The sequence below is a fragment of the Colwellia polaris genome (assembly GCF_002104515.1).
Lineage (GTDB): Bacteria > Pseudomonadota > Gammaproteobacteria > Enterobacterales > Alteromonadaceae > Cognaticolwellia > Cognaticolwellia polaris.
Genome location: NZ_NBOE01000006.1, coordinates 125,115 through 137,926 on the forward strand (window position 1 = coordinate 125,115; position 12,812 = coordinate 137,926).

The following is a 12,812-nucleotide window of genomic DNA, read 5'->3' on the forward strand; positions in this document are numbered from 1 at the left end:
AACGACCCATTAATTACTTTTTTATCAATATAAATAATAGTTTATCATTTACACAAAATCGTTTTATACTGTATTTGGTACATAATCGCACATGCTGTTGGAGCGAGAATTTGTTTAGAAACATTGTAAAATTCACTTTTCAAAACTGTGCCCAAATTCTCTTTGTTTTATTGTTAATTTCTTGTAAATCAAATGCATTGCAATCGTTAACAAATAACGATTTTAATGCTTTTCTAGTACGTGCTGAGCAATTAAATAATAGCGATCCCAAAGCCGCTTTAATTCTCTTAAATTCACATAAAGATTCATTAAACACTCAACCAATATCTAGCCAAGTAAACTATTACCGTATTCAATCTGCGGCCTATTCAGACCAAGCACTTTACAGTTTAAGTGAAGCATCGGCAGAAAAAGGGTTAATGCTAGCTAAACAAATGAGTAATCCAAGTGTATTTATTGCTGAGCTCGCTTACACCAAAGGTTTTTCATTAGAAAGCCAAGGTGATTTCGAAAGCGCATTGCAAATATACCAAAATGGCTTAGACGTTGCCCGCTCGATGAATAATCAACAACTTACTGCTCGTGGGTTAACGAATATAGGGGCAATATTATATTTGCAAAAAAACTACAAACAGTCGTTAATAACGCTAAACCAAGCGCTAACCTTAGCGAATAATATTGCAGATGAAGCTCTTTTAGGTGACATCAATAGTGAATTAGGTATTTTATACGGTTACATAGGTGAAGAGAAACAAGCAAATAATTACTTTCAACAGTCATATCAGCACTTTAAAAAAGCAGGGAAACATAATTACGCACTGAATAGTTTGCATAATGTGGCTAATAACCATGCTAATGAAAAAAGGTATGAAGAAGCCTTAGAAGTTTATAGAATTTTAGAAAGCGAGATTTTACCTAATACGAGTAACCACTTCATCGCTAGTATTTACCGAAACATAGCTTGGGCATTGGTTAATCAAAAAACGCCCGATACAGAAAACGCTTATCGCTATATCATTTTAGCTGGTGAATACGTAAAAGAAGTTGAACAACATGCGGTAAAGCTACAATATATGGTTAATAAAGTTTTTGTATTAGAGAAAATGGAGCGTTATCAGGAGGCATTAGATAACTTAGATCAAGCGCAAGCTTTATTAGCGCTTAAAGACAGTAATATCTATGATACCAGCGAATTAAATATTCTATTTTTGAGAGCTAAATTACAGTCTGTTTTAGGCGATTACAGTCAAGCTATTGAAACTCAATCTACATTCTTTAAAAAATCAATTGCATATAAAAAAGTACGAGAAACTAATGAGGTTGATGAGTTAATTTTACAATATGAAAGTGAAACCGCTCAGCGGCAGAATGACATCCTAGAGAAAAAACAACGATTACAAGATTTACAACTACAACAAATGACAAGTAATGCTGATAGTCGTGAGATACTTGTTATAATTTTAGCCGTATGCACTTTGCTTTTAGCTTGGTTTTTACTGCGAGTTATTACCGGGCAAAAAAACTTAGTTCGAGTAACCAGAATTGATAGTTTAACCGGAGTAGTTAATCGGCGAAGGTTGCTTGAATTAGGAGAAGACTTATTCAAGCAGTCGAAACAGGAACAACAACCATTTAGTGTTTATATGATAGATATTGATTTTTTCAAACAAATAAACGATAAATTTGGTCATAGTGTCGGCGATAAAGCATTACAAGAAGTTGCTATTTTAGGGCAAAACTTAATGCGTGATAGTGATGTATTTGGCCGATTTGGTGGTGAAGAATTTATTGCGCTATTGCCTGATACTGATCATAAACAAGCGTTTGAAGTTGCACAGCGACTAAGACAGCACATTGAAGAAACAAACTGGCAAGCGCTACAACTTAGTCAATTAACGATCAGCGTTGGCGTAGCGACATTTGAGAGTGACAATTATAACGATTTTTCAATTTTGCTAAAAGCTGCCGACGAAGAGTTATTAAAAGCCAAGCAATCTGGTCGAAATAAGGTTAGTTCAGATGTATAGATATTCTAGCATTAGATCTTATCTAATATCTTGTTCACTCATGCTCTTTAGCTTTCAAGTTTTTGCTGATGAAGCTAGTAATTCACAACAAGTATTTACGTCTGCTGATAGTCCACAGATTTCCCTGGCTCAATCAACAAAAGTTATGGTGATAAGTGGAGCGGTATTCTCATTAAAAACCTTGAGTGAACATGATAAGAGCGCAGCGCAAATTCAACTTTTAGAGATACAGTCTTCAGGGGTAACGTTCAATATCGCTGAACAATACTTACTAAATGTAATTCGTGCCAATATCTCTAATACTGAAGGGCAAGAGCATAAAGTTATTAACTGGCTCAATAAAGCAATCTCACTTGAACCATCGCTTGCTAAAAAACAGCTCGACTCACCCTTATTTGCAGATGCTTATTTGCTGTTATCAACTGTATATCAACGCCAAGGTCAAGATAAACTGGCTTTTGATAATAAGAAAAAGTACATCAAAAAGTATTTCTCACACTTAAAGCAACAAAAAGAGCTACGTGTTAAGCGTTTAAATGAAATATATAATATTGAAAAAAAACATGAAGAGAACGAACTGCTCGCCCAAAACAATGAAATAAAACAATATGCACTTTCTCGTGCAGAGTCTGACCGTACACAACAACACATTCATATTGCGATTTTTATTATCGCTGTCAGTGTGTTTTTCTTATTATTAGTTCGGCAGTTTAAAATACGTCGAGCATTAAAGTTATTAGCTAAAACAGATAGTTTAACGCAATTGCCAAATCGGCGTTCATTCTTTAGCTGTGGCGATACCTACATGAGTAAAGCATTGTCTTCTGATAAAGAGCTTAGTATTTTAATGCTTGATATTGATGACTTTAAAACGATAAACGATAATTTAGGTCATGATGCTGGCGATAGTGTTATTTGCAATGTTGCCACTTTAGCGGCCGAGACTATGCGCTCACGCGATTTTTTTGCTCGTATTGGTGGTGAAGAGTTTGCAGCGATTTTACCTGACGCTACCATAGAACAAGCACGTTCTATTGCAGAGCATATACGTGAGAAAATTCAAGATAACGCCAGTGCTAATATCAGTGATAATGAAAACCATAAGCAAACGGTAACTGTTAGTATTGGTATTGCGAGTATCAGAGATGTAAAAAAAGATTTCGATAGTTTATTACATGCCGCTGATTTAGCCATGTATCAAGCTAAGATTAAAGGCTGCAATCAAGTTTATAGTTTCACTAAAGCAGAAAAATAAAACTAAAATTAATTACCGTTGTGAGATATTTATCCGCTAAAAGTATTCTTTCCTCAAGTATAATCAGCTAAGCTACCCCTAGAACAATAATAATAGAAGTTACGTTTAATAACTCGGCATTAATCGAACTTTTAAGGAACAATTTCATGTCAGATGCGATCGACTTTAGTTTAGACGGTATTGAACAACGCCCATTAAGGCAGTTTACCGAAGAAGCTTATTTAAATTACTCTATGTATGTCATTATGGACCGTGCCTTGCCGCATATTGGTGACGGATTAAAACCGGTTCAACGTCGTATCGTTTATGCAATGTCAGAACTTGGCTTGTCTGCGTTGGCAAAATATAAAAAATCTGCGCGTACGGTAGGGGATGTATTAGGTAAATTTCATCCTCATGGTGACTCAGCTTGTTATGAGGCTATGGTGTTAATGGCACAGCCATTTTCATACCGATATCCATTGGTTGACGGACAAGGTAACTGGGGTGCTCCTGACGACCCTAAGTCTTTTGCGGCAATGCGTTATACCGAAGCCCGTTTATCACGCTTTAGTGAAGTTTTATTAGCAGAATTAGGCCAAGGCACCGTTGATTGGTCGCCGAACTTTGATGGCACAATGAAAGAGCCTAAAACGTTGCCTGCACGCTTACCTCACATATTACTTAACGGTATTACCGGTATTGCTGTCGGTATGGCAACTGATATTCCACCTCATAATGTGAGAGAAGTGGCCAGTGCTTGCGTGCACTTAATTGAGCAACCTAAAGCAGAACTGTCAGATTTACTTGAGATTATTCAAGGTCCTGATTACCCAACCGATGCCGAAATAATTACTCCTAAAGCCGATATAGAGAAAATTTATCAAACGGGTCGCGGCAGTATTAAAATGCGTGCAGTGTATGAAATATTGCATGGTGAAGTGGTTATTACCGCTTTGCCACATCAAGCATCTGGCGGGAAAATATTAGAACAAATTGCGAATCAAATGCAGGCTAAAAAACTGCCAATGGTGGTAGATTTACGTGACGAGTCTGATCATGAAAACCCTATTCGCTTAGTTGTTGTTCCACGTTCAAATCGTGTAGATATAGAACAATTAATGCAGCACTTGTTTGCCACAACGGATTTAGAGAAAAACTTCCGTGTTAATTTAAACATGATAGGTTTAGACAATAAACCAGCGGTTAAAGATATTAGAACCATTTTAAGCGAGTGGTTAGAGTATCGTCGTGAAACTGTGCGACGTCGTTTACAGTATCGATTAGATAAAGTGTTAGCGCGTTTACACATTTTAGACGGCTTACTTATTGCCTATTTAAACATTGATGAAGTTATTGAAATTATAAGAGGTTTTGATAATCCTAAAGCTGAGTTAATGTCTCGTTTTGACTTGTCTGATCGCCAAGCTGAATCAATATTAGAAATTAAATTACGCCAACTTGCTAAGCTAGAAGAAATTAAAATTCGAGCTGAGCAAGACGAGTTAAATATTGAACGCGAATACCTTGAAAAAACACTTGGCTCAAAAGCGCGTATGAATACGCTAATGAAGAAAGAGATATTAGAAGCAGCTGAAAAGTATGGTGATGATCGCCGTTCAGTTATTGTAGAACGTAGCGAAGCAAAAGCATTATCAGAAAAAGATTTAATGCCGAGTGAGCCAGTTACTGTAGTGGTTTCTCAAAAGGGTTGGGCACGTTGTGCTAAGGGGCATGACATTGACGCGCAAGCACTTAGCTACAAATCAGGCGATGAATATTTATGCTCAGCTAAAGGGCGCAGTAATCGCCCTGTGGTGTTTATTGACTCAGCAGGTAGAGCATACGCTACCGATGCTCATAGCTTACCTACAGCACGTAGCCAGGGCGAACCATTGACAGGGCGATTCAACTTAGCCAGTGGCGAGTATTTTGAAAAAGTATTGATGGCTGATGACGAAAGCCGATACTTGTTAAGTAGTGATGCAGGTTACGGTTTTGTCGGTAGCTTTGGCGATATGGTTAGTCGAAATAAAAACGGTAAAGCGCTGTTAAGCTTGTCGGCTGCGGCTAAGGTAATGACCCCACGGGTTGTTAATAATATAGATACTGAATTGGTGCTTTCAATTACTTCAGAAGGGCGAATGTTAGTTTTCCCAATTAAAGATTTACCTGTGTTAAGTAAGGGTAAAGGTAATAAAATTATTAATATTCCAACCGCAAGGGCAAAAGCGCGTGAAGAATATGTAACTTTGCTTGAAGTATTACCACCAGGCAGTGCTGTAACTTTACATGCGGGTAAACGAAAGCTTACCTTAAAAGCGAGTGATATTGAGCACTATAAAGGCGAGCGTGGTCGTCGAGGTAACAAGTTACCTAGAGGGTTACAACGTGTTGATAATATTGTTGTTGAGCAAACAGGTGCAGGGATAGAGCCTGAAATGCCTGAAAGTGAAACTTAGCAGTATCAACCATTATAAAAATGCAGAGCACATAACTCGCTAGTAATGTGTGTTTAGTTGAACTTCAATGAAGCCTTAAGTATAAATATCTTAAGGCTTTTTTATATCTGGTCAAAAGTATTACTGCTAAGGCTAGTGTCATTTTCTACTTTTATTATTCTTCCCTTTACTCAGGCTCACTTGAAGTACTTAATAATTAATTTGAAAGTTAAGATATTTATTAGCCTAGCTGCTAGGTAGCTGATGTTTCAGATGGTAATAATTGCTTAATCAACCCAGCTAACTGTATTATTTTGACATTCGATAGTTGTCGATAATCGAAATATGGACAGATAATTAAACCTAATTCAGTATTCATTGCAAAATCGTCACTCAGCCAAGTACTTTCATTAGTTAGGCTAAGTTCTTGCGCATATCCTTTGCCCAACACAATATGTAATGTTGTATCGGCTGAATCTTTTGTAACCTTGGTAAGGCGTGTAGCTTGCGAATTAGAATTAGTAGGCTGACAAAAGGCTTTATCAGTCGATAAGCTTGGTATTAATTTAGGCGCTGAAAAAAGTAAGCAGTGCTGACTGTGTGCTTGTAAAAGCTGGTCATCTCTTAATTGTTGCCAGCTAGAAAACTTATCAGCTGATAATTCAAATAATAACTTAGCATAAACATTAAATACTTTACGCCAATGATTACCGGTTTCTTGGCATATATGGCTAACTTCACCAGGTATTAGCGGTTTAACACTATTGAGGTTTTGATACGTTTTGAGGGGCGGGCGATTACGAATATAGAAAATAATATTGGCGTTATCGTTGCCAAGACCAACAGGGAGATTAAGCATTTTGCTTCTTATACTCACATGATATTAATTAACTGTTAATAAAAAACCCGGGTAAATACCGGGTTTTTAGTCGTTTTAAATATTTTATTAGCACTACATTGCTTAGTTAAAACTCTTTCAGCATACTTTCCAAAGAATCATCATATGCTTTTAATTCTTTTTCCAGCTGAAATTTTTCTTTCAGTTGTTCGATTTCACGCCACTTTCTTTTTTTATTATTACTCGGACTTGCTTTCGGCTGAGCGCCTATTGAATCCAATACTTGTTGAAATTTTTCCATGGTATGCTCCTTATTTCTACAACTGCAGCTTTTTAATACCACAGTTGCCGATAAAAAAGAAACAATTTTTTGCATTTTAATTACAAAAATTTACATTTCAACTTGCATCTCAACAAGTTTGATAAAAAATTTAAAGCATTGCTTTTAATTGTTGCTCTAGTTTTACTTGGTCAATGGTGAAGTTACGAATACCTTCTGCTAATTTTTCAGTTGCCATAGCATCTTCATTCATTTGCCATCTAAACTGCGCTTCAGTTAAAGCGGCTTCTTGCGCGATTGGTGCTTGCTCACTAAATAACTTTTGCTCAACTGTTTCTGTTGAATTCGCTAATTCGTCCATTAGGTTAGGGCTAATCGTTAAGCGATCACAGCCGGCTAATTCAAGTATTTCGCCAATATTGCGGAAACTTGCACCCATTACAACCGTATTATGACCTTTTGCTTTGTAGTAATTGTAAATGCTAGTCACTGATACAACACCAGGATCTTCACTTGCTGAATAATCGGTGCGGCCAGTGTCTTTTTTGTACCAATCTAATATGCGGCCAACAAAAGGAGAGATAAGGTAAATTTTAGCTTCAGCACAAGCTTGTGCCTGCGCAAAGCTGAACAGTAATGTTAGGTTACAGTTTATACCTTCACGCTCTAATTGTTCAGCAGCTTTAATGCCTTCCCAAGTAGAGGCTATTTTAATTAATATGCGATCATTATTAATGCCAGCTTCGTTGTACATAGCGATTAGTTTATGTGCTTTTGCAATCGATGCTTGCGTATCAAATGAAAGACGAGCATCAACCTCTGTTGAAATTCTACCGGGTACTATCTTTAAAATTTCTAAACCAATTAATACTGACAGTTTATCTGCAGCATCAATCACTTGTTGATCAGCATCAGCAGATTGAGTTTTTGCCCATTCTACCGCTGTTTTTAAAAGTTGTTGGTAATTTGGTAACGACGCTGCTTTTAATAATAGCGATGGATTTGTTGTGGCATCTTGTGGTTGAAACTTAGCAATAGCTTCAATGTCGCCAGTATCTGCAACAACGGTTGTCATCGCTTTTAATTGTGATAATTGGTCGGTCATAATATGTCCTTGATATAAATAGTGGTACGTATGAGCACGTAAAATTTGATGAAATATTACAACGTTTTTCGAGCAAGATAGGTGAAATTGCTAGGTATCTGTTTTATTCGCTACTATTTGTATCAAATTTTCATAATTTTTCAAGTGCGATAATGAAATAAATTAGATAAAAACGTTATTGTAAGCGGTATAGGCTATTAGTTAGATGATTAATTAATAATGCCGCTAATTATATTCGTTTTCTCCTGTGTTATAGTGTGAAAAATTTTTTAAAGTTGAGTAGATATATAATGTTGCTTGTTGTTTCTCCCGCTAAGAATCTTGATTATGAATCCCCCGTTGCTACTGACAAATATACCCAACCTGAGCTGTTAGAACACAGCGAAGTGTTAATAAAAAAGTGTAAAACATTAACCCCAGCAGATATCAGTTCATTAATGGGCATTAGCGATAAATTGGCAGGGTTAAACGCTGCACGTTTTGGTGAATGGTCAACCCCTTTTACCCCAGGCAATGCTCGCCAAGCGATCTTAGCCTTTAATGGCGACGTGTATACAGGACTAGACGCTCAAACATTCAGCGAGAAAGACTTTGAATTTGCTCAACAGCACATGCGGATATTGTCGGGTTTATATGGCCTGTTAAAACCGTTAGATTTAATGCAAGCATACCGTTTAGAAATGGGGAAAAAGCTTGATAATGATCGAGGTACCAATTTGTATCAATTTTGGGGCGACATTATTACCGAAAATTTAAATGCGGCAATTGCAGCGCAAGGTGACGATGTTTTAATTAACCTTGCATCAAATGAATACTTTAAATCGGTAAATAAGAAAGTATTAAAAGCTGAAATTATTACCCCAGCATTTAAAGATTGGAAAAATGGTCAATATAAGATGATCAGCTTTTTCGCTAAAAAAGCCCGTGGTTTAATGGCGCGTTATATCATTGAGAACAAAATTACAGATGTTGAAAAGTTGAAAAATTTTGATGTGGCAGGTTATCAGTTTTCAAGTGAATTTAGCAAAGGTAATGACTGGGTATTTACCCGTAAAGAGCTTGATTAAGTTAAGTATGTTTAATTAAAATAACCGCTATTAAGGTTAGGCTTAATTATTTAAAGCGGTTAAGAGAAAGCACAATATGAACCATAAAACCGGCTCATACTGTGCTTTTTTAATATTAGTACGCGAGGTAATAATCGGTTAGTTAACCGGGTTATATTTATTTAGGAACTGAATTACTTTTTCATAATAGGCAATTCTATTTTTAGGCTTGTAAAAGTAATGCCCTTCATTTTCAATTTCAAGCCATTGATATTGATTCTTATACTTCTTTAATTGTTTTATTAATACCTCAGCTTGTTTTACATCCACTGTGTCATCTTTGGTGCCGTGTACTATTAATACAGGGGACTTTAAATGTTCAATAGCGTTAATGGGTGAATGATTGCTTTGTATATCCTCTAATCCTATTCTTTTAGTTAAGGCTCTGCCAACTTCTGGCTTTTCATCTTCAACTTGCAGTTGTATATCGTAAACACCTGAAGTTGCGATTGAGCATTTGAATAAATCAGGTGCGATAATACTACTTTGAATCGCGCTATAACCGCCAAAGCTCGCCCCCATAATACATAGACGACTTTTATCTAAATATTGTTTTTCGACTAGGTAGTCTATGCTGTCGAGAATATCAAATTGCACTTTTTCTCCCCATTGTTTAAAGCCAGAAGCTTCAAACTCCCAACCGAAGCCAGTAGAACCACGAAAATTAACTTGAACAACGGCATATCCGCGTGACGACAACAGTTGTACTTCAGGGTCAAACCCCCAATAATCACGTGAATGTGGACCACCGTGGACTAATATCACTGCAGGAGGTGGTGCATTGTCTATTTTTACCGGCAAGGTTATATATCCCTGAATAGGAGTGTTATCTCTTGCCATAAAGTTAAAAGAATATTGAGGATTCAATTGCTCTGTATTGACATTCTTATTGCTGTTAGCAACAAAAGTTAGTTTGTTTTTTTCGCTATCAAACAAGTACCATAACCTTGGTTGAATATCACTTGAGAGGGTAATAAGTGCTTTTGTTTCGTCTGTACTGTTCCAGTTTACGTTTACTCTATAGCCTGCAAACTTTTCTAAAAAACCAGAAAGTTGCTGTGCCATAGTATGGTGGTTATCTAAAATTTTATATTGTGGGTATTCATCAAAGTACGAAACAGCATAAGGGATGTTTTCTTTATCTAAATACAACCAGTTGGTATCATATCCATCAACTTGATATAAAGGGCTTAGCTCTTTATTCATTGGGTCAAAAAGGCAAATAGATATTGTATTGTTGCCACAGTAATCACTAACGATGAGTTTTTCTTCATCTTTGTATTTACTAATGATTGATAAATTATCGCTAGCATCAAATAATGGATACTCTAGCCATGACTCATCTTCAAAATCATAACGCGCTATAATGTTATTTTCATTCTCTTGTTTGCTACTAAGCCAAAGCTCTTGGTGAGTATCAAAGTAATGTAATCTAGTTGATTTGTGGTCTGCGTTGCTATCATCAACCTTCGCTAACGTTTCTGTTTTTCCGTTATATATATTTAATTTAAAGACCCACATGCCCTTATCTTGATATTGCGATGTTGAAATGATGATGTGCTCAGGATCATTTTCTAATATGCTGATTATTTTAGGGTGGGCTAAATGTTTTTCGTAGTCGAGAGACTGAACATTCTTCTTGATTTTTCCTCTACTCACTAAAGAACGAATGCCAAAAATAAACCTTCCTTCAGCTTCATCGATGTTAATACTATAAATTTCACCGTAATAGGCATCTCTTTCTTTTTTTCTTTGCTTACTAGAGAGAAAAATAAGTAACCTTTCGTTATTCGCCCATGAGTAGCTTCCAACATTGTCTTTATTGGCAAAAGAAATTTGATTAATTGCTTTCATCGTTTCAACGGCAACTACGATAAGAACTGACGTACCTTGTTGATTCTTTATTAAAGCAATATGTTTACCGTCTGGAGATAAACGAACATCTCGGTAGTCATCGTCCTGAAATAGGGCGCTAATAGCTAATTTTGGGGTTTTAACATTGTTTGATACTTGTGCTGAAACTATTAAACTGCAGCCAAATATAAGGCTAAATAAGATAATAATCTTCATTGTTCGAAGGTACATAAAACATCCTTTTATTATTATATTTTGAACGATTATATCTGCCCTTTTTAATAAAGGGCAATCTTCATAGCTATTAAATTAGTTTAAGTTGTTAGAATTATTATGTTTTTAGATAGCTATAATGAAGCTTAAATAAATTGAAGTGGTGTGATGGTTTTTGTTGATGTTCGTATTTTTACCTGACAATTAATCATACTTTAAGAACGTACTCGTTTAATTATCAGTCGTTTAGTCATAGTTCTAGTTTAACAATCACTAAAACAAAAAAACCTAAACGAGATCGTTTAGGTTTTTGGCTAATAACTGACAGCTAATAACTGACAGCTGAAAGCTTGTAACTTAAAGCTTTTTTAAAACAGTTGTTACTTCTTCGCGCGTTTCGCCATTTTTTTAGCTTTAGCTTTCTTTTGAGCAACAGTTCTTTTAACTTTGGTTTTTTTTGTGGCAACACGTGCTTCTTTGTATTTCGGTCTTAGTGTTTCAATGACGCGACGTGCTAAGCGCTCTTTAATGTAACGCTCAATTTTACCGATAACTGTCATATCGTGGGCTTCTACCAATGAAATAGCAGTACCTTTATTACCCGCACGACCTGTGCGGCCAATACGGTGTAAATAAATATCAGCGGTACGAGGCATATCAAAGTTTATTACATGGGTTATATCATCGATATCAAGACCGCGTTCGGCAACATCGGTGGCTACAAGCACATTAACAGTGCCATTGCGTAAGCGTTCAACAGAGGTGTTACGCTTGTCTTGTTGCATTTTGCCTTCAAGCCATACACAAGGCATGTTTTCAGCATAAAGCTTGCCTGATAGATACTGCACGGTTTCACGTTTATTGGCAAAAACAAGCGCTCGTTCGACTTCTTCTTGTTGCAATATGTTCATTAACAAAGCGAATTTATGTTCTTTGTCGTCTGCTAAGTGCATCCATTGATGAATTTTAGCTTTTTCTTTGCGCGAAGGGTTCGCTTCTAAAAATACGGGATCGTTTAAAAGTTCACGAGAAAAACGTACTACAGCAGCGCCTTCAAGCGTTGCAGAAAACAACATAGTTTGTTTACGCCAGCGCGCTTCACCAACAATGCGATTAATCGTTTCCGCAAAACCCATGGCAAGCATGCGATCGGCTTCGTCTAAGATAAGAATTTCTATTTCACGGCTGTCAAATTGCTCGCTTTCAATGTATTCCATTAAGCGACCAGGCGTTGCAACTAAAATATCAGTATGGCCGGTAAGCACTTCTTTATGGCTACCATAGTTAACACCACCAGTAATTACCGCAGATTTAATGTTGGTTAGCGCAGTTAATTTTACACACTGTTCATAGGTTTGAATGGCAAGTTCACGCGTTGGTGACAAAATTAACACACGCGGAAAACCTTGGCCTCGTCGAGGATAATCCAGTAAATGCTGAGCCGCAGGTAATAAAAACGCTGCTGTTTTTCCGGTTCCTGTTGGGGCTGAAGCTAGTACGTCTTTGCCGGTCATAGCAACAGGAAGTACTAATTCTTGGATAGACGTTGGCTTTTTAAAGCCTGCTTTTTCAATCCCGCCTAATAACGCGGAATCTAGGTCAAACTGCTCAAACATGTAATAATTTTCTTTGGGGATTAATAACGCGGATTATAATGGCAAAATCAGTTTTTTCCTAAAGATCTTGCCAAATTAGTCTATTTATTATCATATTT

The 12,812-nt window shown here is 36.6% G+C and carries 9 protein-coding genes; 4 read left to right on the forward strand and 5 right to left on the reverse strand.

Translation table 11 applies throughout. The annotated features are described in order from the left end of the window. Positions 1 to 110 precede the first annotated feature (110 nt). From B6A32_RS11430 to parC, 3 genes are all read left to right on the forward strand, one after another. Positions 111 to 2,027: a GGDEF domain-containing protein gene (locus B6A32_RS11430; RefSeq protein WP_085304100.1), complete on the forward strand. Its 1,917-nt coding sequence runs from the start codon at positions 111 to 113 to the stop codon at positions 2,025 to 2,027. 40 nt (positions 2,028 to 2,067) lie between these two features. Further along, positions 2,068 to 3,282: a GGDEF domain-containing protein gene (locus B6A32_RS11435; RefSeq protein ID WP_158088481.1), complete on the forward strand. Its 1,215-nt coding sequence runs from the start codon at positions 2,068 to 2,070 to the stop codon at positions 3,280 to 3,282. A 146-nt stretch (positions 3,283 to 3,428) separates the two neighbouring features. After that, positions 3,429 to 5,723, forward strand: a complete 2,295-nt coding sequence (gene parC / locus B6A32_RS11440) for a DNA topoisomerase IV subunit A (protein ID WP_085304104.1) — start codon at positions 3,429 to 3,431, stop codon at positions 5,721 to 5,723. A gap of 232 nt (positions 5,724 to 5,955) precedes the next feature. On the opposite strand, the gene B6A32_RS11445 is transcribed toward parC, so the two are convergent. The 3 genes from B6A32_RS11445 to tal form a co-directional block, all read right to left on the reverse strand. Beyond that, positions 5,956 to 6,561, reverse strand: coding sequence for a DUF6942 family protein (locus B6A32_RS11445; RefSeq protein ID WP_085304106.1), 606 nt, complete (start codon positions 6,559 to 6,561; stop codon positions 5,956 to 5,958). A gap of 106 nt (positions 6,562 to 6,667) precedes the next feature. After that, positions 6,668 to 6,841 (reverse strand): DUF3545 family protein, encoded by a 174-nt coding sequence (locus tag B6A32_RS11450; protein WP_085304108.1) that lies wholly within the window; start codon positions 6,839 to 6,841, stop codon positions 6,668 to 6,670. A 130-nt stretch (positions 6,842 to 6,971) separates the two neighbouring features. Next, positions 6,972 to 7,925 (reverse strand): transaldolase, encoded by a 954-nt coding sequence (gene tal / locus B6A32_RS11455; protein WP_085304110.1) that lies wholly within the window; start codon positions 7,923 to 7,925, stop codon positions 6,972 to 6,974. Between the two features lie 290 nt (positions 7,926 to 8,215). Between tal and yaaA the strand changes: the two genes are divergently transcribed. Continuing rightward, a complete protein-coding gene (gene yaaA / locus B6A32_RS11460; protein ID WP_085304112.1) occupies positions 8,216 to 8,992 on the forward strand; it encodes a peroxide stress protein YaaA in 777 nt (258 codons plus the stop codon). A 138-nt stretch (positions 8,993 to 9,130) separates the two neighbouring features. Here the strand turns inward: yaaA and B6A32_RS11465 are convergent, their stop codons facing one another. Further along, positions 9,131 to 11,116 carry a S9 family peptidase gene (locus B6A32_RS11465; protein WP_085304114.1) on the reverse strand — a complete coding sequence of 662 codons (1,986 nt, stop codon included), beginning with the start codon at positions 11,114 to 11,116 and terminating at the stop codon, positions 9,131 to 9,133. A 362-nt stretch (positions 11,117 to 11,478) separates the two neighbouring features. Next, a complete protein-coding gene (gene srmB / locus B6A32_RS11470; protein ID WP_085304116.1) occupies positions 11,479 to 12,714 on the reverse strand; it encodes an ATP-dependent RNA helicase SrmB in 1,236 nt (411 codons plus the stop codon). Positions 12,715 to 12,812: the final 98 nt, after the last annotated feature.